This window comes from Rufibacter sp. LB8, assembly GCF_014876185.1.
GTDB lineage: Bacteria > Bacteroidota > Bacteroidia > Cytophagales > Hymenobacteraceae > Nibribacter.
Genome location: NZ_JADALJ010000001.1, coordinates 1,767,805 through 1,789,237, shown reverse-complemented (window position 1 = coordinate 1,789,237; position 21,433 = coordinate 1,767,805). Strand labels below are relative to the sequence as shown.

The following is a 21,433-nucleotide window of genomic DNA, read 5'->3' as shown; positions in this document are numbered from 1 at the left end:
GCAGTATGAAAAAGAAGATATATATACTTTGCATGGCAGCCGGTCTGGGTCTTTTCTCAGCCAGCTGTGATGATATCCTAGATGTTGATCCGGCCAATGGCGTAGCCATGGAAGAGGCCATCACAGACGCCGCCTCTGCGCAGAGAGGTATCCTGGGTATTTACAGTGCCTTCCAGTCAAGTGATTACTATGGCTTGTCTTACCTGTTTTACCAGGACCTGTACGCCGACAACATGGTGTTCAACGGCACGTTCACCACGCACCGTGAGATTGCCAACAGAGTAATCAACCCAAGTAACCTGCAGATTGCCAACACCTGGTCCAGCATTTACAACGCCATTGGGCGGGCCAACTGGGTAATTCAGTCAGTGGAGGCTTTGAACATTCCCGCAGACCAGAAAGCCAGCCTTATTGGTGAGGCCAAGTTCCTGCGCGGGTTGGCATATTTTGACCTGGTGAAAGTGTTTGGCGGTGTACCGTTAGTGACTAAAATCCCTACTAACCCCGGTGAAGTTCAAAACCAAGCCAGAAGTACCCAGGAGCAAGTGTACGCTTTTATAGAGCAAGACCTGAAAGACGCCGAACTTGGTTTGGAAGGTACCAGCAACAGCTCAAGCCCGTACTATGCCTCAGACATGGCAGCCTCGGCCTTGTTAGCCCGCGTGTACTTGCAGCAAGGGAAATGGGCCCTGGCCCAGGACCGCGCCAACCATGTCATCACCAATGGGCCTTATGGCCTGGCCAATAATTTCAGAGATATCTTCTCCAGCACCGGCAACACCCAGAATGCCAGCACGCCTGAAGTTATTTTTGAACTGGCTTACTCCCGTGATGACCAAAACGCCCTGGCTTCGTCTTCTGCCGCACCGGGTACGTTGGGTCAGCGGTTCAACGTGAGCGCCGGCCTTTTCAATGCCCTTACAGCATCTGAGGCCCTGGGCGATACCCGCCTGGAGTCCACCGCTTTCTTTGACGCTGGTGCTAACCGCAGAAAAGTGAGAAAGTACAATGACGTGATCAACAACGGCGACAACGTGCCCGTGATTAGATTGGCAGAGATGTATTTGATCAGAGCAGAGGCGGTTGCCCGCCAGGGAGCGGCCTCCGCAGCCCCAGCCGCCAGCGTGGAGGAAGATATCAATATCATCAGAGAGCGTGCCAATTTAGACCCGGTTACGTTGGCTACCAACGCCGCTGCATTGACAGAAATTTTGGCTCAGCGCCGTCTGGAGTTCGCGTTTGAAGGCCACCGTTTCATGGACTTGAAGCGTTATGGACTCACCTGCACCGTCTTGAACTTCTGCCCAGCCAACGGCACAACACCAGACAACAGTTTCCGGAACCTGTGGCCAATACCGCTGCAGCAGATTGAGACCAACCCTAACCTGGTGAAAAACCCCGGGTACTAGTCTCAGAACAGCATTGTAACAGAAAGGGAGCGGGCCAATGCCTTCTCCCTTTTTTTATGCCCATACTTTTCGGTCAGCATAAAAAGAAACTCCCGTTTTCGGGCTCATTTACGGAAATGAGCCCGAAAACGGGAGTTGGTTTGCGCTGCGGCCTGTAAGCTATTGATGAGTGTTGACGTCTGAATTTTGGTGCTGAAGTTGGCCCCAGACTTTTTGCAAGCCTGGGTTTTTCCTGAAGGGGTACGGATGCTTGCGCCGCAATTCCTGTAAATGCTGAAGTCTCTCTGCTGTGAGCGGGTGGGTTTGCAGCAGGGGCGGTGTGAGGTCAGTGCCGGTGGGTTGGGCCTTTTGCAGGCGTTCAAACAGGCGTTGCAAGCCTTGGGGGTTCAGCGCTTTTTCTTTCAGCAGAATATAGGCCTGCGTGTCTGCCTCTTCTTCCAGGGCGCGGCTGTAAGAAAGCGACTCCAGTTTGTCAGCATTTTCCAGCAAGACCGCCGCCAACCCAGTCACATCACTGAACACTAAGGAAACCAGCAGGTAGGTAGAGAAATTTCGGGCCAGGCTCTTCAAGGAATGCCGGTTTTGCGCATGCGCGAATTCATGGCCCAGCAAGGCGGCAAATTCTTCGGGGGTTTGCAAAGAATCAAGCAGGCCGGTGTAAATCACCATGTGGCCCCCGGGCAGCGCAAACGCGTTTACTTTTTCATCCTTGACCACCGTTACCTGCAACGGATAATCTGCTTCTATAGCCAGGGCGCGCAGAAACTGATTGGCCGGCAGGCTGCGCGCGGAGTCAATTTTGGAGGCTGGCACCATTTGCTCGTACAGCTTCTGGCCAAGGGCCACCTCCGCCGAGGGCGGCAACAACTGCACGAGCACACCAGACAAGGCCGGGAGTACCAGAAAATACGCCGCCAACAAGCCACCCACAACTAGTAACACCAACAGATACAGCGCAGAGCGTTTGGGTTGGGCCGCTGACAAGGCGTTCTGGTGGAAAACCGCCGAAGGGTATTTTTTCCGGGCAGCATCGGCAAAAGTGGGGGAGATGACTTCCAGGCGCTGCAGGGGCTCTGGCCCGTAAGTGAAGATGGTCAGGTCACCTTTGCGGTAAGCATGTGGGTGAATGTCAGAGGCAAGCCAGAAGATGGGGTGTTGGGCGCTGCCCGGAAAAGTCAGGGCCAGGCCGTTGGGTTGTAAGGTTACCTGCACGTCCTGCGCCGGCGCGTCTGGCGTTGCGAAATACTGGCCTGTAAAGTGACTTTCTGGGGTCATGCAAGTAAGGTTAATCCGAAGGAAAATTCCGTTTTCGGGCTCATTTCTGAAAATGAGCCCGAAAACGGAACCTTAAGGCAGCAGCAAGGAACTGTCGCCGTAACTCAGGAAACGGTAGTTGTTGGCCAGCGCGTGCCGGTACACTTTCTGCCAACTGGGGCCAATCAAGGCGGCCACTAATAATAGCAAGGTGCTCTGCGGCTGATGGAAATTGGTGACCAGACCAGTGCACAGCTTGAACGTGTAGCCAGGCGCAATGAGAATACGGGTGGTGGCCTGCAAATGGCTCAGGTTTCTATGGTCTAAATACGTTAGAATGGCTTCCAGGGCCTCTTGCACCGACAGGTTGGATTTGGTTTCATAGGGGGCCCACTGCGGCAAAACCAGTTCTTCGTCTTCTAAGGGCAAAAGGCCCATAGAAAGCGCGGCTCCCAACCAATACAGGCTCTCCAGCGTGCGCATGGACGTGGTGCCCACCGCAATCACGGGTTTGCCCAAATGCCGCAAAAGCTGCGTGACACGGTCGCGGCTCACTGACAGTTGCTCGCCGTGCATGTAGTGGTATTCCATGAGTTCGGCCTTCACGGGCTTAAACGTGCCCGCGCCCACGTGCAGGGTTACAAATCCCAGTTGGTGGCCTTTGGCTTGCAGGTTCTCCAGAATCTGCGGGGTGAAATGCAGGCCCGCGGTAGGGGCGGCTACGGCGCCACGCTCAGCGGCGTACACGGTTTGGTAGCGTTCCTGGTCGCTGGTTTCGGCATCACGGTTCATGTAGGGCGGTAGGGGCAACAGACCGGCTTTCTCCAGAATTTCGGCAAAGGTCAAGTGGCCCGGGCTCCAGGTGAAATGAATGGCATAGCCTTCCTCGGCGGGGGCCAGGCGTTCAGCCCACAAGGTACCATCCTGCGGAAATGGCCCGAGTGGCATCTCCAGACGACCCTCGCGCCAGCGCTTGTTGTTGCCCACCAAACACTTCCAGACCACAGAAAACGTCTGCTGCATGGCTTGCTGCACTTCGCGCGCGGGTTCCAGGGGTTCCAGGCAGAAAAGCTCAATCAGGCCACCCGTAGATTTCTGGAACCTAAGCCGCGCCTGCACCACCCGCGTGTCATTGAACACCAGCATTGACTGGGGCGGCAACACGTCTGGCAAGTCACGGAACTGGTTGTCTGCCAGGCGGTTGTTTTTGTAGAGCAGCAGTTTAGACTGGTCACGGTTTTCCAAAGGAAACTGCGCAATGCGGTCGGTGGGGAGAGTGTACGTGAAATCTGAGATGGCAAGCTGCCGCGGGTGTTGTGGAACCATGTATGTGTAAGCGGTAATACAGGAGGGAAGGCCGGGCCTGCCGCTGCCTTATGAAAACTAGAATGGGGGAATTCTACGGTCTGTTACGCTCCGTTTTGGGGCTCATTTCTGAAAATGAGCCCCAAAACAGGAAACGGAAAGCGCTGCAAAGATACGCTATGCGAAGATGGAGATTACCTCTAGGCTAATATTTATTCTTTCAATAGTAATACAACTGCACCTCGAAATTGTTTTACTGGGGGTTCTCTTCGCCTTGCGCCAGATCACTTAACTCCAGCTCCAGAGCCTTCACCGATATCTGAATTTCCCACAAGGAGAGCACCATGGAAATCATGAGTAAAACCAGGCCCAGCCCAAAGGTAGCCTTGCCCGCCATCTGCCAGCCCTGGTACAGCATGAACATGCACAGCACGCAAGAAAACATGCTGGCAATGCCAAAAGCCTGCATGTTTCTGATGAGGTTAAGCCTGGTGCGCAGGTTCTGGATTTGCTCAATAATGAGGTGATTGCGTGTGGACTGGTACACGTTCTTAAGGCTTCTGATGAGTTTGGCCAAAGCCAGAAACCGATTGGTAAAGGCTAGCAGCAACAAGGAGAGCGCCGGAAATAGCAGGGCAGGGGTAGTGAGCGTGATTTCCATGGGCAGTAAGGCAGGGTTAGGCCTCTGGGCTGTCTTCCTCGTCGCTGGCGTCAGCGTGGAACTCCAGGTCCTGGGCCAGTTGTAGGGTTTGGGTGATGACCTGGTCGGTTTCCTGCTGGGTGGTGGCGTGCAGGGTAGTCTCAAACAGGGCAAGCACCTGCTCGGCATCGGCGTTTACATAAAGCTCAGTGTAAAGTTCCTCAAAGAGGTGGCTTTTCTTCTGGATCACTTTGTCAATCTGCTCCACCGACGTAGCCGCCAAGGCTTCCTCCAGCAAATCACGCACTAAGGCACTGTCTTCATCTCCGCCCAAATCTGTGAGCAACTGCATAAGCGTGATGCCCAGGCCCAGCCGAAGGCGCTCAAACCGGAAACTGACATTCTCCTGGCTTTGGCGGCCCGGGCGCGCCTCTTTCAGGGCGGTTTCCAGGTCTTGGTACAGCGGGAAAAGCTGGTCCTGCAGCGCGGCGTCTGCGGGGGTGAACACGTGGGTTAAAAGCTGCTGGTAAGATGATGCACTCATAGAAAAGGTGAAATGGCGGGTAACGAGATGGTGGCAAGATAAGAAAATAATAGCATCGTTTTGGGGCTCATTTCCAGAAATGAGCCCCAAAACGATGCTATCAGCGTATATCTCCTCCTTATCTGGCCGAATTGGGGTTGATGATGCCCCCGAAGAAAATACTGTTCAGGAACAGTTTGTTGGTGCCGTACCAGAATGCCCTAAAGTTAGGGTTGTCCACAATGCCAATCACGCGCCCGCTGCCCAACGCTGATACGCCAATGGCCGCCGAACTCTTGATTTTCTCATAATTCTGCTTGCTGATATAGCCTGCCTGTAAGGGATTGGCCGTGTACATGACCGGGTTAGCATATGGGTTAGCCGAACGTTCCAGAAACAGATTGGTGTTCCTGAAAATGCTCAACTGCGGCTTGCTGTAGCCAAAACCCAGCGGGTGGGTAATGTCCAGGCGCGTCTCAAAGATGGCCCCGCCAATTTCCTGCGCCCCGCGGTTGTTCTCCAGGTCGGCGTAAGGTAGTTGGCGGGTGGGGTTTTTCTCGGCGGCCTCCGCCTTGAAATTGAAATCCCCGAGTTTGTTGTCTGCCAGCCATTTCACGGCCATGCCGGTGGCTACAATGGTGCCGCCGCCCTGCACCCAGGCCCGCAGTTTCTCGCGCGCCGCCGGGGTGAGTTCATTAAAGGTGCCGTCTGGCATGATCAAGGTGTTGTATTTCTGGATAGACGTTCGGTTAAAGCGGTCCTGGGTCAATAAGGTCACTTTCATGTCAAACCGATTGTCCAGCAAATGCCAGATTTCACCGGCATCCAGGTAATTCACGCCGCCTTCCACCAACATGGCAATTTTAGGTGTCTGCAGGGCCAGTAAGGTTGGGCTGCCCAGTTTTACGCCTTGCGCGCTCAAACCGGTGGCCATGTTGTAGATAGAAACGCCGTCTTCCTGGGCAATGGTCTGCAATCTGGCAAACAACAATTCAGGCGAAAGCGTTTGGCCTGTCACCGGAATTAAGATGGTGCCCGGTGCAAAACGCTTGCCTTCCGGCCCAGAGAACGTGTTGGTGGCCACGCGGGTCTGTACGCCCAGTTGTTGCAGTTTGTGCAAGGCGCGGGGCGCGTAATACCCGGTCCATTCCAAGGCGTAGGCATAAGTACTTTGGCCTCCGGAGACGGTTCCGGTTGGTCTGGTGACTTGCTCAACCTTGCTGCCTAAAAGCTGGGTGTTCTTGAGTTGGGCGTAGTCCAGGTCAAAGGCCAGCGGGAAGGTCCACGCCGAGATGTCATAGAAAAGGCTGTCCTGGAACTTGGTGCGCTTCTCAAACATTGCCTGAATCAATTTGTACTGTGCTTGTTCCAGGGGCACAACATAGGCGTTCTCTGGCGTGTAGGTCATGTTGCCCACTTTAAGGTTCTGTTTAGGGCGATATAATTGAATCTGGTGCTGGTGCATGATTTCGGCCAGGTGAAACGTGCGCATGGCATCTTCTGGTGACCCGAACACAATGGCTTTTACGCCATCTTTCCCAGCTTCCTTGACGGCTTCTTTGTAGAAAGTGCGTTGGTGTTCCAGCAATTCCTGGCGCATGCTCACGGCGGCCTCCAAGGTTGACAAGGTGGTGGTGAACTGGTTTCTGATGGTGAACGGGAACGTGAGCAGGCCGTTGGCGCTTTCCTGGGCGTGCCCTCTGGAACTGGCCTGCTCAAAGAGAATGCCCACCGCGCCGTTTACGTCTGGGTACGTAGAACCCTTGCCGTAATAGAAATCATCATAGCTCTCTTCTGTGTAGTAAAATGAGCCAATTTTGTCCAGTGCCTTGGCATGGAACGTGCCTACTTTCTGCGTCAGTTTAAAGGTATTGGCGGGCGTGAGCGGGTGGTTACGGCTGGGAATGCCCGGTTGGAAGAAGAAGGTGGCGTTGGTGCCCATCTCGTGGTGGTCGGTGAGCAGGTTGGGTTTCCACTCATGGAACTTGGCCAGTCTTCCCCGTGACTCTGGGTGTTGCAGCGGGAGCCAGTCGCGGTTGAGGTCAAACCAGTAATGGTTGGTGCGGCCACCGGGCCAGGTCTCAGAAAACTCACGGCTGTTGGGGTCAGACACCAGGTTTTCGCCGCGGTTGGCGTTCACCCAGGTAGAGAAGCGCTGCATGCCGTCTGGGTTAATGCTGGGGTCCATCAAAACAATGGTCTCTTTCAATAGTTTCTCTATCTCAGGACCCTGGGCCGCCGCCAAGTGGTAGATGGCCAGCAAAGAGGCGTTGGTGCCGCTGGGCTCGTTGCCGTGCACGCTGTAGCCCATCCAGACCACGGCCGGCATGGTACTGATGTCTAGTTTGCCGGAGTTGGCGGGGTCTGTGAGTTGGCGGTGCTGTTCTTTGAGCTGGGTGATCTGGCTGTGGCTCTGCCCCGAAGTGATGGTGAGCAGCAGCAAAGGCCGGTTCTCATGGGTGCGGCCGTATTCCTGCAGCGTAATGCGGTCTGAGGCGGCGTCAACGGTGCGCATGTAGTGCACCAGCTGGTCATGGGTCACGTGCCATTCACCTACCTCATAGCCCAGCACCTGTTTGGGCGTAGGGATTTTGGCATCATAGGTCACGCCGCCGGGCAGGTAATAAGACAGGTTGGTTTGGGCACTCGCAGGCAAGGCCAGGCACCAAAAAACAAAAGCGCAGACAAAGGAAAGTTTCCGCATGGAAGTATAGAGAATTGTAGGCGTAGAAAGGTTTGGAATACGGGTGCAAGATGGTTTCAATTTCAGTGTTTCGCAAATGCGCGGCGGGGCGCAGGCGTCTCATAATTTTGTTTTATATTTTCGCCCTAATTGTCTATCTTACTGAGTAATAAAAAGGACCGGGTACTTGCGTGCCGCTGCTTTTTGTTACCGTTGGGCCCGCCAACCCCCAGGCAGGCCCGCCTTGTCAGCAGTACTCATAAAAGGCAAGCCGATAGGTGCTTGTTTACCCTTTAAAAGAAGACCAGAACCACCTCTCCCCCGAGGCATGACCACCCGGAAGTTGTTGAACCCATGAGATACAAGTTGTTTTTCTTCTTTCTTATCTGTGTGGTAAGCCTCTGCCATGGCCCAACGGCGCAGGCGCAGGCGCTAACGGACGGCGAGTTCAAATTCCCCCGCAACCGCAACGTAGTCCGGATTCCGTTCAAGCTCATTCATAACCTGGTCATCATTCCGCTGAGAATCAACAAATCAAAGACGCTGAATTTTATTGTGGACACCGGCGTGGAGACCGCTATTCTCACCGAACTGGGCGAACATGACTCCGTGATGATCAACAGTGCCACGCCTTTGAAACTCTACGGGTTGGGCCGGGGCAAATCTATTGAGGCGCTCACTTCCATGGGCAACCGGTTTCAGTTAGGTGATCTGGAGGCCAACGGGCAGCCGCTGCTGGTGCTGTCTGAGAATATTTTCAACCTGTCTTTGCGCATTGGCATGGAGGTGCACGGCATGATCGGGCACTCGTTGTTCAAAAATTCTGTGGTGGAGATTGATTACCAGAACAAACTGCTGTCTATTTACAAACAAGGGTTTTACCCCGAGAAGAAAAAACTGAGGGCTACCCGCCTGCCTTTGCAGGTGGAGAATAACAAGCCGTATGTGGAAGTGCAGGTGCTCTTGCCCAACGGCGAAAAACAACCGCTCCGGTTGGTGATTGACAGCGGCCTGAGCGCGTCTATGCTGTTGTACCTGCCCACCATGCCCAACATGAAAAAGCCTGAAACCCACATCAACGCCTATCTGGGACGTGGACTTAACGGCGATATTCATGGCGTGATTGGCCGTATCAAAGGGTTCCAGCTGGGCAGCTACAACTTCCAGAACTTGCCGGCGTCTTTCCCAGATTCACTGTCTATCATGCACGCGCTCACGCTCAACAACCGCAACGGCAACCTGGGCGCCGACGTGCTGCAACGGTTCACGGTGGTGTTTGACTATGCCAATTCTGAACTTCTGCTTAAACCCAACTCTAAATACGGCAGCCCATTCTTTTTCAATTTGAGCGGCATGGAGATTATGTGTCCTATTCCGGGTCTCAAGATTTTCTCGGTGGCGGCCGTTATGCCAGATTCACCGGCAGAGAAAGCCGGCCTCAAACCCGGCGACACCATCTTGAGCGTGAACGGCATCAGGAGCGGCGAATGTACCCTGGAGGAAATGCTGCATCTGTTCCAAAGCAGGCCCGGGAAAAAGCTAAAGATTCAGGTGCGCCGCCAACTTCAGACCTTGAAAACTACGCTGGTGCTGCAAGACATGATCTAAGAAGATTTTGCTGAAGGAAGATTTCCTGTTTTCGGGCTCATTTCCAGAAATGAGCCCGAAAACAGGATTTCTTATTTGGGGTTGATGAAGTCATAGACCGCCGAGAAATCTTCTTCGCCCAAGCCCGCCTGCTTGGCAAACCCGAACATTTCTTTGGCGCTTTGCAGCAACGGTAAGGCCACGCCTTGCTCATACGCGGTCACGCTGGCCAAATGCAAATCCTTGTGCATCCACTCCAGCGGGAATTCCGGCGAAAAATCACGGGTGAGCAGTTTCTGTTCCTTCAGTTTTAAGAAAGGCGCGCCGCCGGGGCCGTTCATTAAGGTCTGGCACAAGACTTCCTCAGAAATTCCCAGCGAAGTACCCAATCTTAACCCTTCAGAAAACGCCACCATGATCTGCCCAAACAGCATGTTGTTCACCATTTTCATGCTGGCGCCCTGGCCGTGGTCGCCCACATGAATCACTGCCTTGCCCATCACGTCCAGCAAGGGTTTGACTTCGTCTAGATCAGTAGCGCTGCCGCCAATCAGAAACACCAACTGTCCGTTTTGGGCGGGGGCCAGCGAGCCGGAGACAGGCGCATCTAAAAACCGATGTCCCATTTTGAGCGCCGTCTGCGCCATGCTTTTGGAGAACGAGGGGTTCACAGTGCTGCAGTCCACCCACAATGAATTTCCGGGCAGTTCTTTCAGGAACCCGTGCTGGCCCAGGGCCACGTCTTCCACGGCCTGCGGCGTAGAAAGCATGGTGAACACCACCCGGCAGGCGCGTCCTACTTCTTCCGGTGATGCGGCCAGGGTAGCGCCGTTTTTCACCAGTTCATCGGCTTTTTCTGCGGTGCGGTTGTAGACCACCAGGTCATGCCCGGCTTTCTGCAGGTTGGCGGCCATGCGGCTACCCATGATACCCAATCCTATAAATCCTATCTTCATTTTTCTTGCGGCTGATTTGTGTTCCACGAAGTAACCGTTTACGCAAAGTTCCTGCAAGTAATGACGGGTTTTTCCGTTTTGGGGCTCAATTCTGGAAATGAGCCCCAAAACAACTTAGTTTTTCCTGGGGAACGTAAACCGGAACGTAGTACCTTGGCTAACCACTGAATCTACCTTCAGCGCAACGCCGTGGAACTGGGCGATGGTCTGCACAATGGGCAAACCCAGGCCGTGGCTTTCGCCGTCGGTGGCATGGAAGCGCTTGAACCTGCTGAAAATGTGCGGCAATTGCTCTGCGGAAATGCCTGCGCCTGTGTCTATCACGCTGAGTTCATAGGTTTTGCCCACCACTTTGCCCAAGACCGTGACGGAACCGGCGAGTTGGTTGTATTTGATGGCGTTGTTGACCACGTTGAACAGCATGGTGAACAGCAAAGATTGGTTGGCCTGGGGCAGGTCGAAGTCCTCAGTCAGGTCTGTCTGTAGGGTGATGTCTTTCGCCTCGGCACGTTCTTTGATTTCTTCCACCACTTCCTCTGCCAAGTGCTTCAGGTTCACGGTTTCATTTTTGAGGTATTGCTCGTTTTCAATGCGCGAAATGAGCAGCAGCGCCTTGATGATGTTTTTCAACCGGTGCAGGGTCCGCAGGTTGTCCACCAGTTTTTCAAGCAACGGTTCAGGGGTTTCTGGGTCTGCCAGCATATTCTCCAGGCGGTTCTGCAGAATAGACACGGGCGTGAGCAGTTCATGCGACACATTACCGATAAACTCTTTCTCTTTCTGGAACGCCTCCTGAATCTGGCGCATCATGCCGTTGATGGTTTGGTTCAGGTAGAGAAAATCTGTGGTGGAGGTTTTAAGGCTTTTAGGTGTGAACGCGGTGGGGTGTTCAATGCGCTGCAAGCGCCGCACAATGATGGTTAATGGCTGCAGCAGCACTTTGCTGAAAGCCAAATCCACAAACACGGTAAGCAGCACCACCGCCAGCAAAAAGAACAGCGCGTATTGCTGCAGCGTCTGGCTGTTGTCGCCAATGGTAGCCAGCGAGCGGCCAATTTCCAGCAGGTAGCGTTGGTCGCCCAAGTCAAAGGTAGAGGAGAGGACGCGGTACTCCACAATATCATTATCCACCTTTCGGCGGCTGTTCTCAATACCGTTGTGCACCCTGCCGGAGGAAATCTGCTCCAAGGAGATGAATTCCTCTTTTAAGAGGTTGTAACTCCCGTAGGCATCACCGGTTTCTTCCGTAATGAACGATTCAATGCCCTGTTCTTCAATGATGGCGTACAGCCTGGCTTCTTTTTCCTGGAGGCGCGCGTCGGCGTTGTGCAGGGCCACCCGGTTCACCAGCCAGGGCAGCACCAGAATCAGGACCAGCAAGATGATGACTTTAGAAACCGCACTGAAAAGCGTTAACTTAGACTGAAGCCGCATGGGGTAAGGTGCAGTTTGATTTGAAAATTTGGAAATGTGAAGATGGTCATTTGTTTACTCTTGGCCTTTGCGTTTTCGGGCTCGTTTCCAGAAATGAGCCCGAAAACAGGTGGTCTGTGCTTTTAAGCTGCCGTGGGATTAATGTCGAAAAAACAGAAGCCATTTTCAAATCTCCACATCTCCACATCTCCACATCTCCACATCTCTACATTTCCAAATCTTCACATCTCCACCTTTAAGAAGTCAGCCGGTAGCCAACGCCGCGCACGGTTTCAAGCCACTCGGTGGGTTCATAGGTCGCCAGTTTTTTGCGGATGTTCTTGATGTGCACGTCTATGTAGTTGGAGTCATAGTCGTCTTCCAGCACGTTGCCCCAGATGTGTTCAGACAGCTGCAGGCGAGTGAGGATTCTGTTTTTGTGCAGGAGCAGGTAATGCAGAATATCGAACTCCTTTTTAGTGAGCAGGATTTCACTTCCCTGGTAGTGCACGCGGCGGGTGCTGTTGTCCAACTCAAACCCATGAAACAAAACCGAGGACGTTTTAAGCTTGAACTTTCTGCGGAGCACCGCCTCCATACGGGCCTGCAACTCCAGCAGGGAGAAGGGTTTGGGTAAATAATCATCGGCCCCCAGGCCCAGGCCTCTGATGCGGTCTTCCAGGGCGCCGCGGGCCGTGAGCACGATTACCGCCGGGTCATGGTCCAGGTTTTTGGTTTCGGCCAGCAGGTCAAGGCCGTCATAGTCAGGCAGGCCCAGGTCCAGCAAGATGAAGTCATAGAGGTTGACCGCAATTTTCTCTGAGGCCTCGCGCCCGTTAGGGGCCCAATCACATTTATAATGTTCCTTTGACAGAAAATGGACCAGTTCTGTGGCTAGGCCGGTTTCATCTTCCACAATCAATACATGCATGGCAAGCGGGTTAGGTAAGGTTAAAAAGTGTAACTGACGGCCATGGTGTAAAACGACTGCGGCTTAGATTCATCGCCTTCCAGTTTGTTCACCGGCACGGCGTACCGGTACGACGGCTCAAATTCAAAACTTCCCAAACTGAACACCACCGGCACCGTGATGGAGTAACTCAAGAGGTTGAACCGTTTTTTAGTGCTGGTAGTGCTGGTAGTGGCGGCGCCGGAGTTGCCATTTCCGTTTCCGTTTCCGTTTCCATTCCCATTTCCGTTGTTCCCGAGCACCGGGTCCAGCACGCCGCCCAGGCCTTTGCCTTTGTTCTTTTGTTGGGTAGTCACGGTATAGGTTTCTGAGAATTCCTGGGTGCCCGCAATCAAACTGATTTTAGGGTCAAGCCCCACTGGGTTTTCGCCTTTCCAGAGGTTGTTCAAGGGCAGGTACCTGGAGTTGTCCAGCACGGTGAAGAAATCACTGCTGCTGCCAAACGTCTGGCTCAGGGTGAGGCCCGTGTAAAGAATCTTCCAGTCATACAAACCCGTGGCCGACACCGCATTTTCAGTAACCGCCTGCACCAAGGGCGTGTTCGGCCCGAAGATGAACCGGGTATAGCTTACCGTGCCGTCAAACCGTTCGCCCAGTTTAAAACTATAGCCTAAGGATAAGTCTGTTTCATCAATAACATCTTGGGTGTTGAACAACTGGTAGGCCGTGGCAGAAACCCACAGCCCAGACTGGTGGGTGTAGGTAAGCGAGCCGGCTACGTAAGGATATTGGGTTGCCGTGTTGCGCCCGTAAAAAGAGGCGTTGTTAGCGGCTTCCAACCCAATAGTCAACCAGTTTTTTTTGGTTTCTTCTGCCGGGGGAGCATCTGTTTTTTGCGCCTGGGCCGAAGGGGAAATCACTGCCGCGCATAAAAGGAAACAGAATCCAAGAAGCTTTTTCATCTGTAAAGTGTTTGCTGATGAACAATTCTCTGCCAGTAATTTAAAACATAAAGAGAGAACCGGGTGTTGCCTGAACTTAATTTTTTCCCACTTTTACTTTGGCGCCTGCGCCCACGCCGCCGCCTACTTTCACGGGTTTCACGGCTTTGGCGGGTTTTCCGGTGGTTTTGGTCACGGTGTTGGCCGCGCCTTTCACCACCCCGCGGGCAGCACCCCGGCCCGGCCGGGCAGCCGATTTTGGCGCTTTCGCGGCGCCATCTGCCGTGGCGTCTACTTTTTCTGGTTTGGTCTGGCGTTTGGCCGTAGCCACTTCTTTGACATCCTGGCCTTTCTCAGCGCCTGCTTCAGCGGTTTCTTTGGCCTTTTTCGCCTTTTCTTCTTTGGCTTTACGGCCTGGTTTTTCTTTTTGCTCCTGGTCTGCCTTGTCTTTTTTGGTCTTGGCTGGTTTTTCCTGGTCCTGCGGCAAGTGGGCGTCAGGGGTTTCTACCAGCACTTGCATCGTTCCAGAATAAGCGGGTGATGTGCTTTCAACAGCGCTGGTCGCTTCTGCCTGCATAGAGGCTTTGGCCACAGTGCTTACTTTTTTACCGTGCTGGTTAGCGGCACCGGTTCCCAGGGAGGAAGCGGAAGGTTGGGCAAAAGAGGAGGCAGCCATGAAAAACGCGCCGAACAGAAAGTGTAACTTTTTCATATAGGTAAGTCCTTTTACGTACAAAAAGGCAATTGGAAAATTTTAAATACACGCAGAATCAACTAAGAGCTTGTTTAAATTTTGATTTTGCAGGCGAAAGATGGGAGCGAAAGGTTCTGGCGAAGCCATTTTTGAGCAGCATAGCAGCGCTATGGTGAGAGAAAATGGTGAAGTCAGGTTCTTTTGATATCATTTTGCAGCGCAAAAGACAAATTTAAACATGCTCTAATACCAGAGGCAACTTTTAAGCCCTTAGCGGAAGTGGGTCAACGCGGTCGGTGGGTTCCTGTAACAGTAACCTGATGGTTAGAATAGGCAGGCCATGCGCCGGAACTGAAGTCAAAAACAAGCCATTCAGCAATAAGAGAAAACCAAGGCAATATTTCATAGCAAAGTACTGGTTAAGGTGAAAAAATTAGGTCACTGACTTGCCAGAGCCAGTGACCTTGCTTCCATTTTATTGCTTGCCTACTTTAAGGGCCGCACCGGTAGTTACTTTCACGGGTTTTACACCGCCTTTCACTTTAGCTCCGCCAGAAACGGCAGACTTGCGGGCGGCGCCCTTGGTTCTCACCGAGGTGGTAGCGTCTGCCTCCATGCGGCGGGCGCTGGCTCTGCGTTTGACAGTAGTGGCTTCTTTGGTGGCGGCCGCTTTCACGGCGGCACCTTTCTCCGCGCCCGTCTCAGTGGTGGTTTTAGCCACGTTGCTTACGACCTGGCCATGGTTTTCAGGCTTCGGGCGGTTGGTTTCCACTTCGGCACCGGCGGCTACTTCTACTTCTGCTTTGGTTTTTTGAGCAGCTTTCCGCTGGGCTCTGGCTTCGGCTTTTTGGGCTCTGATCACGTCCAGTTCGGCCTGGGTTTTGGTTTCTGCGCGGTTTTTGGTTTGGCTGGTGGTTTTCTTCACCCGCTTGGCTTCTTGTTGGGTGGAGGTGCGTACTTTCTTGGCGGTGGCGTCTTTGGTTCTGGCTACGGCACTAATAGTCTGGCCTTTGTTGGCCTCCCCCGCAACCGAGGCTTTGGCGGCGGTGCTCACGGTTTGGCCGTGGGTGGTCTTGACGGTGGTTTCCTGGGAAGTGCCAGTGGAAACGGTCTGGGCGAAGGTGGTAGCAGCGGTAAAAAGTACGGCGGCTAACAAGGCTACTTTTTTCATGTTCGTTTTGCGTTAGTAGTAGAATACTGAGCCAAAACTAGAAGCGCAACATGAAGAGAAGATGAAGAACTGCCTTTCCTGAAATTTTTTTTCAAATTTTTTTTAATGCGATTTAAAATTCCGTTTTCGGGCTCATTTCTGGAAACGGGGCCGAAAACGGAAAAAGCCGCTCCTGTTGGGGAACGGCTTTTCGGTTTAAGGTAAATAGGTTGGCTTACAGCACCTTCACTTTCAGGTAACTGGACTGCTGCGGACTGTGGTACACGCGGTGTGTGGCTTTCTGGAAATCAGTTGCTTTGGCCTGGTAAATGTTGGGCACGTATTTCTGCGGGTTGCGGTCTACCAGCGGGAACCATGAACTTTGCACCTGCACCATAATGCGGTGGCCTTTCTTAAACGTGTGCAGTACATCTTGCAGCGGCACATTCACGGGCGTGATTTGGTTGGGCGTGAACGGCTCCGGGGTTGAGTAGCTGTTCCGGAAGCGGCCGCGCAAGACCTCGCTGCGCACCATCTGTTGGAACCCGCCCATTTTCACATTGCTAGGGTTATGGGCGTTCTGGCGGGCGGTGTCTGGGTACACGTCAATCAGTTTCACCACCCAGTCGGCGTCTGAACCGGTAGTAGAAATCTGCAACGCCGACAAAATCTCTCCGGCCAGGGTGATGTCTTCGGTCAGGACCTCGGTTTGGTACACCAGCACATCGGGGCGGCGGCTGGCGAAGCGCTGGTCATCGGTCATGTATTCGCGGGTCATGCCAACGGTAGTTTCCTCAGAGAAGGGCACGGGGTTGTTGGGGTCTGAGATGAATTCGTCAAAACCAGCCCCAGATACGGCGCCAGGTTTCTCAAAGCTCAGTTTCCCGTTCGCGCCAAAATAAAGCATTCGTTCCTGCGTGTTCTGTGGGGGCCAGGTGGAAAATTCGCGCCATTGGTTGGCGCCGGTGTTGAACATGTAGGCCTCAGGCAGGGCGGGTTTTCCTTTGCCGTCTTCTTTTAAATAATGTCTAAAAAATCTGGCTTCAATCTCTGGGCGGTAAAATTCTGAGGTTTTCTGGGAGAACGACACTTTGCCCAGCGTCTGCCCGTTTGACCGCGACCAACCACCATGGAACCACGGCCCCATGACCAGGGTGTTGTAGGTGTTGGGGTTGTTTTTCTCAATGGTTTTGTAGGTTTCCAGGGCCCCGAACAGGTTTTCAGCGTCAAACCAGCCGCCCACGGTCATGACTGCAGGTTTAATGTTTTTGAGGTGCGGCCTGATGTTCATGGCCTGCCAGAACTCGTCATAATTAGGATGCTCGGTAATCTGATTCCAGAAGGTCACGTTGTTTTTGAGGTACAACTCATTGGCGTTGGACAGCGGGCCCAGGCGCAGGAAAAAGTCATACCCGTCTGGCGAGCCGTGGTTGAACCTGGGCGCCCCAGTGGGCGCGGGCTGCGGCCGCGGCTGCCCGAAGCTGGCCAGAAAGTTAAACGCATGCGGCAGGAAAAAAGCGCCGTGGTGGTGGAAATCATCCCAGAACCAATCGGTGACCGGGGCTTGCGGCGAGGCCGCTTTCAGGGCGGGGTGGTTGCTGAGCAAGCCCACGGTGGTGTAATAGCCGGGGTAAGAGACGCCCCACTGGCCCACGCGGCCGTTGTTGTTGGGCACGTTTTTCACCAACCAAGCAATGGCGTCATAGGTATCGGTACTTTCGTCCACATCTTTCTTGCCTTTTTTGGCAATGATGGGTTTCATGTTAATGAACTCGCCTTCACTCATGAACTTGCCGCGCACGTCTTGGTAGGCAAAAATATAGCCTTCGCGCAGCATGTCAGAAGACGGCCCAATGCTGGTTTTGTACTTGTCTGCCCCGTACGGCCCCACAGAGTAGGGCGTGCGGCTCATCATGATGGGGTATTTCTGGCCTTTGTCTTTGGGCGAATATACAATGGTGAACAGTTTAGTGCCGTCGCGCATGGGCACCTGGTGCTCGGTTTTTACATAATTCTGCCGGATGTACGCCGAATCTGTGAGCGTCTGGGCCGTAACCGAAAGGGGAAACCACAGGAGCACCCACAGCAGCCGCCAGGAACGTATTTTCATAAGTGAGTTTGTTAGGTTGGGACAGGGCTGAAATTTAGAGAAAAGGAAGGCACAGGACAAACCTGTTTTCGGGCTCATTTTCAGAAATGAGCCCGAAAACAGGTTTGTTGACACCAATCAGTCCGTGCCAACTACTCCTGACATTGGTACGTGACCGTGGAAGTGGCCACCGGCCCGGTTTGGTACGTGGTAATAGCCTGCGTGTAAAAGTTCTGGGTGTTGTAGGTATAAGCCACGCTGTAAGACCCATCAGGAATCACTTCGTTAAAAGCTCCCCGGAAAGTGGCCGTCTTGATGTTGTTGGTGGAGGAAGTGCCATTCAGGAGGGTTTCTAGTTTGAACAGCGGGTTGGGTGCCGTGTCATGCGTGTACTCCAGGTAGAAGTCAAGGGTGGCGGTAGCCTCAGACGTGCCCACGTATTTTTCTTCTTTGATGATGTTGCCGGCGGCGTCATAGGTGTAGGCGTAATAATTGCTGAAAGCCAGCGCCCCGGTTCCGCCCACGTTTTTGTACCGGTATTCCACCACGCGGCTCACCTTGCCCGCCGAGTTGTAGGCATACGTTTTCCGCACCACGGGCCCCACCGACAAAATACTGCTGGTCACCTCAGATTGTACCATGCGCCCATTAGTGTAGGTGTACTTGATTTGGCCGGGGCCTTCAGGGCTTTTGGTGACCAGGAAGCGGTCGGGGGTGTTATCAGCGTTGTAATGCAGTGTGCCCGCTATGCCTCTTTGTTCAAGGTTCACGGTGGCCATGCGGCCGCGGCTGTCAAAGGTGATGGTAGTAGTAGACGTGGCGCCCTCTTCCACGGTAACCACTTTGGTGGCCTGGCACACAGCGGCATCTACCAACGGGCCAGTTTCCTCTTCTTCCTCTTCGGGCTTCATGCAACCGGTGACCAGCAGCAGCGCGGCCAGGGCAAAAAAGTACGGTTTCAGGATTATTTTAGCGGAATTGTACGGTGCGCGTTTCATAGGCTGGCAATTGGTAGTTCAGAAAATAAGGTAGGCTCAGGAAAGGCCCATGGGCCTAAAAATAAGGATTTTATGGCAAGCGCCTTGCACCCGCTGCGTTTAAATTACCTATGAAGGGATCATAATCGTCTTAAAAAGAGGAACAAGGGCGTTTTTGGGCTCTGTTTTGGAAATGAGGACTAAACCAACAAATGCCGCCAGTTGGGTTTTCGGCATTTTTTTCGGACTTTTCCTTTTTAAACGGAACCAACCAACGCAACCCAAGTTGCCACCCACTTTCTTTATGAAAAACCTAACAGCCAGCCGCTGGCTACTGCTTGTCTTTCTTTCACTTGGTATCTTTGCCGCGCAGGCGCAGTCTGCCCTGCAAACCCCTGAACAGTTCCTGGGCTACAAACTGGGCGAACAATTCACCTATCACGGCCGCATTGTGGACTACGTGCGCTACCTGGCGACGCAGAGCCCCGGCAAAATGCAGGTGCAGACCTACGGCAAAACCTATGAAAACAGACCATTGGTGCTGGCCACGCTTTCTTCGGCGGCCAACATGCAGCGTCTGGAGGAAATAAGAACGAACAATCTCAAGAACACGGGCTTGCTTTCTGGTCAACCTTCCGGTGGCAAGCAACCGGCCATTGTCTGGCTCAGTTACAACATCCACGGCAATGAGTCGGTGAGTTCTGAGGCGGTGATGCAGGTGCTCTATGACCTGGTGAACCCCAACAACGCGCAGACCCAGAAATGGCTGGAGAACACGGTGGTGCTCATTGACCCCTGCGTGAACCCCGACGGCCGCGACCGCTACACCATGTGGTACAACCGCGTGCGTAACCAGCAGCCCAACGCCAGCCCTTACGCCTGGGAACACCAGGAGCCTTGGCCGGGCGGACGCCCTAACCACTATTATTTTGACCTGAACCGCGACTGGGCCTGGCAATCACAGATTGAATCTAAGCAACGCGCCGTAGTCTACAACCAATGGATGCCCCAACTGCACGCAGACTTTCACGAGCAAGGCGTGGACAACCCGTATTATTTCGCGCCTTCGGCCAAGCCGTACCATGACGCCATCACGCCTTGGCAGCGTGACGCCCAGAACTTCATAGGCGAATACAACCGTAAATATTTTGACAAAAATAACTGGCTGTACTTCACCCGCGAGAGCTTTGACCTGTTCTACCCCAGCTACGGTGACACCTGGCCCACCTACCAGGGCGCTATTGCCATGACCTATGAACAGGGCGGTAGTGGCCGTGCAGGCGTGGTCATCCAGAAATCTGACGGAGACAGCTTGACGTTGAGCCAACGCATTGCCCACCACCACGCCGCAAGTTTGGCCACCATTGAAGCCATGTCTGACAAGCACGAGCAAGTGGTGCGCGAGTTCAAGAAATTCTACAGTGATGCTTTGTCTAAACCATTTGGGCAGTACCGCAGCTACGTGTTCAAGGTGAAAGGGGAGGAAGGCCGTATCAAGGAATTAACGGAGTACCTGGACCGTCAGCAGATCTCTTACGGCTACGCAAATGGTGGAGGCTCAGGCAAAGGCTTCAATTACCAGACCGGCAAAACCGAAAGCGTGCGCTATGAAGCCGGAGACTTGGTCATTAGCTCATACCAGCCAAAATCTACCTTGCTAAACGTGTTGTTTGAGCCCAATGCGCGGCTGGAAGACTCGGTGACCTATGACATCACCGCCTGGTCATTGCCCTACGCGTATGGCCTAAAAGGCGCTGCTTTTACATCTAAGATTGATATGGGCCAGCAGAAGGCCGCGCCGGCCGTGGCCAACACTGCCAACCCACAAGCCTACGCGTATTTGGCCAAATGGACGGGCGTGCAGGACTTACGCTTTCTGGCCGCCTTGTTGAAAGCCAAAGTGCGCGTGCGGGCCACCGAAGTAGCGTTTGAGCAGAACAACCAGAAATACGCTCCCGGCTCTTTAATCATTACCCGTACCGGGAATGAAAACTTGGGTTCCAAGTTAGACCAGATTGTGACGCGTACGGCAGATTCGTTGGGCATACAACTGGCGTCTACCACCACCGGGTTTGTGGCCACGGGCTCAGACTTCGGGAGTAGAAACATCAGGTACATCAAGGCTCCGCGCGTGGCCTTGCTTACCGGCGAAGGCGTATCACCGTACGGGTTTGGCGAAATCTGGCATTTCTTTGAGCAGCAGATTGGCTACCCCGTGACCGTGTTGGGCGGCGATTATTTCAGCAACGTGCCCTTGCATGAGTTCGATGTCTTGATTCTGCCCACCGGTTCTTACAGCCGCATCCTTTCTGACAACACGCTCAACAAAGTAAAAGAGTGGGTACGTGCCGGCGGGCGATTAATTGCCATGGAAAGCGCCGTGAATTTCCTGGCAGACAAACCAGATTTCGCGGTGAAGAAAAAACCTTCAACAGACAGTACCGCCTCCAAGAAAGCTGGTGCCAGTGATTTGAAAAGCTACGGCGACCGCGAGCGTGCCTCCATTGCTGAGGATGTGCAGGGCTCCGTGTTCAGAGTGAGTCTGGACAACACGCACCCACTGGCGTTCGGTTACGGAAATACCTATACCGCTTTGATCAGAACTACTACGCTACCCCAATTCCTGAAAGACGGCTGGAACGTGGGCGTGGTGAAGTCTGAAGGCCCAGCTACCGGGTTTGTGGGCTCCAAAGTCGGAACCAAACTGCAAAACGGCCTGGTGCTGGGCGTGCAAGAAATGGGCCGCGGCCAGGTAGTATATTTGGTGGACAATCCGCTGTTCAGAGGTTTCTGGCAGGGCGGTAAACTCATGTTCGGGAATGCCGTGTTTCTGGTAGGCCAATAACCTAAAGGATAATTTATACAGGAACGCCCACCAATTTGGTGGGCGTTCCTGTTTTGG

General features: G+C 53.5%; 16 protein-coding genes. 3 read left to right on the top strand and 13 right to left on the bottom strand.

The features are described from left to right. Positions 1–5: 5 nt before the first annotated feature. Complete coding sequence (locus IMY23_RS07655; protein ID WP_192821511.1) at positions 6–1,409, top strand: RagB/SusD family nutrient uptake outer membrane protein; 1,404 nt, start codon at positions 6–8, stop codon at positions 1,407–1,409. A gap of 159 nt (positions 1,410–1,568) precedes the next feature. Here IMY23_RS07655 and IMY23_RS07650 read toward each other — a convergent pair whose 3' ends face one another. From IMY23_RS07650 to IMY23_RS07630, 5 genes are all read right to left on the bottom strand, one after another. Next, positions 1,569–2,684, bottom strand: a complete 1,116-nt coding sequence (locus IMY23_RS07650) for a M48 family metallopeptidase (protein ID WP_192821510.1) — start codon at positions 2,682–2,684, stop codon at positions 1,569–1,571. A gap of 72 nt (positions 2,685–2,756) precedes the next feature. Next, positions 2,757–3,989, bottom strand: a complete 1,233-nt coding sequence (locus IMY23_RS07645) for an S-adenosylmethionine:tRNA ribosyltransferase-isomerase (protein WP_192821509.1) — start codon at positions 3,987–3,989, stop codon at positions 2,757–2,759. A gap of 232 nt (positions 3,990–4,221) precedes the next feature. After that, positions 4,222–4,629 (bottom strand): DUF2721 domain-containing protein, encoded by a 408-nt coding sequence (locus IMY23_RS07640; protein ID WP_192821508.1) that lies wholly within the window; start codon positions 4,627–4,629, stop codon positions 4,222–4,224. 16 nt (positions 4,630–4,645) lie between these two features. Further along, a complete protein-coding gene (locus IMY23_RS07635) occupies positions 4,646–5,152 on the bottom strand; it encodes a hypothetical protein (RefSeq protein WP_192821507.1) in 507 nt (168 codons plus the stop codon). A gap of 118 nt (positions 5,153–5,270) precedes the next feature. Then, complete coding sequence (locus tag IMY23_RS07630; protein WP_192821506.1) at positions 5,271–7,835, bottom strand: M14 family metallopeptidase; 2,565 nt, start codon at positions 7,833–7,835, stop codon at positions 5,271–5,273. Positions 7,836–8,168: 333 nt separating this feature from the next. On the opposite strand from IMY23_RS07630, the gene IMY23_RS07625 reads away from it, so the two are divergent. Next, a complete protein-coding gene (locus IMY23_RS07625; protein WP_192821505.1) occupies positions 8,169–9,422 on the top strand; it encodes a PDZ domain-containing protein in 1,254 nt (417 codons plus the stop codon). Between the two features lie 71 nt (positions 9,423–9,493). Here IMY23_RS07625 and IMY23_RS07620 read toward each other — a convergent pair whose 3' ends face one another. The 8 genes from IMY23_RS07620 to IMY23_RS07585 form a co-directional block, all read right to left on the bottom strand. Beyond that, complete coding sequence (locus IMY23_RS07620) at positions 9,494–10,384, bottom strand: NAD(P)-dependent oxidoreductase (protein WP_370589905.1); 891 nt, start codon at positions 10,382–10,384, stop codon at positions 9,494–9,496. 87 nt (positions 10,385–10,471) lie between these two features. Then, positions 10,472–11,791 (bottom strand): HAMP domain-containing sensor histidine kinase, encoded by a 1,320-nt coding sequence (locus IMY23_RS07615; protein WP_192821503.1) that lies wholly within the window; start codon positions 11,789–11,791, stop codon positions 10,472–10,474. 235 nt (positions 11,792–12,026) lie between these two features. Beyond that, the gene (locus IMY23_RS07610; protein WP_192821502.1) at positions 12,027–12,701 is read right to left on the bottom strand and encodes a response regulator transcription factor; all 675 of its coding nucleotides are present in this window, start codon (positions 12,699–12,701) and stop codon (positions 12,027–12,029) included. 20 nt (positions 12,702–12,721) lie between these two features. Next, on the bottom strand, positions 12,722–13,642 hold the full coding sequence (locus tag IMY23_RS07605) for a hypothetical protein (RefSeq protein ID WP_192821501.1): 921 nt from the start codon (positions 13,640–13,642) through the stop codon (positions 12,722–12,724). 76 nt (positions 13,643–13,718) lie between these two features. Continuing rightward, the gene (locus tag IMY23_RS07600; RefSeq protein ID WP_192821500.1) at positions 13,719–14,333 is read right to left on the bottom strand and encodes a hypothetical protein; all 615 of its coding nucleotides are present in this window, start codon (positions 14,331–14,333) and stop codon (positions 13,719–13,721) included. Between the two features lie 457 nt (positions 14,334–14,790). After that, positions 14,791–15,486: a hypothetical protein gene (locus tag IMY23_RS07595; protein ID WP_192821499.1), complete on the bottom strand. Its 696-nt coding sequence runs from the start codon at positions 15,484–15,486 to the stop codon at positions 14,791–14,793. Between the two features lie 214 nt (positions 15,487–15,700). Beyond that, on the bottom strand, positions 15,701–17,575 hold the full coding sequence (locus IMY23_RS07590) for a CocE/NonD family hydrolase (protein ID WP_192821498.1): 1,875 nt from the start codon (positions 17,573–17,575) through the stop codon (positions 15,701–15,703). 131 nt (positions 17,576–17,706) lie between these two features. After that, positions 17,707–18,552 (bottom strand): hypothetical protein, encoded by an 846-nt coding sequence (locus IMY23_RS07585; protein ID WP_192821497.1) that lies wholly within the window; start codon positions 18,550–18,552, stop codon positions 17,707–17,709. A gap of 283 nt (positions 18,553–18,835) precedes the next feature. Here IMY23_RS07585 and IMY23_RS07580 point away from each other — a divergent pair, with 283 nt between their 5' ends. Next, complete coding sequence (locus IMY23_RS07580) at positions 18,836–21,376, top strand: M14 family metallopeptidase (RefSeq protein WP_192821496.1); 2,541 nt, start codon at positions 18,836–18,838, stop codon at positions 21,374–21,376. The last annotated feature ends 57 nt before the right edge of the window (positions 21,377–21,433 follow it).

Coding starts and splice junctions, on each gene's coding strand:
- IMY23_RS07655 (WP_192821511.1), top strand. CDS start 6: ATGAAAAAGAAGATATATATACTTTGCATGGCAGCCGGTCTGGGTCTT.
- IMY23_RS07650 (WP_192821510.1), bottom strand. CDS start 2,684: ATGACCCCAGAAAGTCACTTTACAGGCCAGTATTTCGCAACGCCAGAC.
- IMY23_RS07645 (WP_192821509.1), bottom strand. CDS start 3,989: ATGGTTCCACAACACCCGCGGCAGCTTGCCATCTCAGATTTCACGTAC.
- IMY23_RS07640 (WP_192821508.1), bottom strand. CDS start 4,629: ATGGAAATCACGCTCACTACCCCTGCCCTGCTATTTCCGGCGCTCTCC.
- IMY23_RS07635 (WP_192821507.1), bottom strand. CDS start 5,152: ATGAGTGCATCATCTTACCAGCAGCTTTTAACCCACGTGTTCACCCCC.
- IMY23_RS07630 (WP_192821506.1), bottom strand. CDS start 7,835: ATGCGGAAACTTTCCTTTGTCTGCGCTTTTGTTTTTTGGTGCCTGGCC.
- IMY23_RS07625 (WP_192821505.1), top strand. CDS start 8,169: ATGAGATACAAGTTGTTTTTCTTCTTTCTTATCTGTGTGGTAAGCCTC.
- IMY23_RS07615 (WP_192821503.1), bottom strand. CDS start 11,791: ATGCGGCTTCAGTCTAAGTTAACGCTTTTCAGTGCGGTTTCTAAAGTC.
- IMY23_RS07610 (WP_192821502.1), bottom strand. CDS start 12,701: ATGCATGTATTGATTGTGGAAGATGAAACCGGCCTAGCCACAGAACTG.
- IMY23_RS07605 (WP_192821501.1), bottom strand. CDS start 13,642: ATGAAAAAGCTTCTTGGATTCTGTTTCCTTTTATGCGCGGCAGTGATT.
- IMY23_RS07600 (WP_192821500.1), bottom strand. CDS start 14,333: ATGAAAAAGTTACACTTTCTGTTCGGCGCGTTTTTCATGGCTGCCTCC.
- IMY23_RS07595 (WP_192821499.1), bottom strand. CDS start 15,486: ATGAAAAAAGTAGCCTTGTTAGCCGCCGTACTTTTTACCGCTGCTACC.
- IMY23_RS07590 (WP_192821498.1), bottom strand. CDS start 17,575: ATGAAAATACGTTCCTGGCGGCTGCTGTGGGTGCTCCTGTGGTTTCCC.
- IMY23_RS07585 (WP_192821497.1), bottom strand. CDS start 18,552: ATGAAACGCGCACCGTACAATTCCGCTAAAATAATCCTGAAACCGTAC.
- IMY23_RS07580 (WP_192821496.1), top strand. CDS start 18,836: ATGAAAAACCTAACAGCCAGCCGCTGGCTACTGCTTGTCTTTCTTTCA.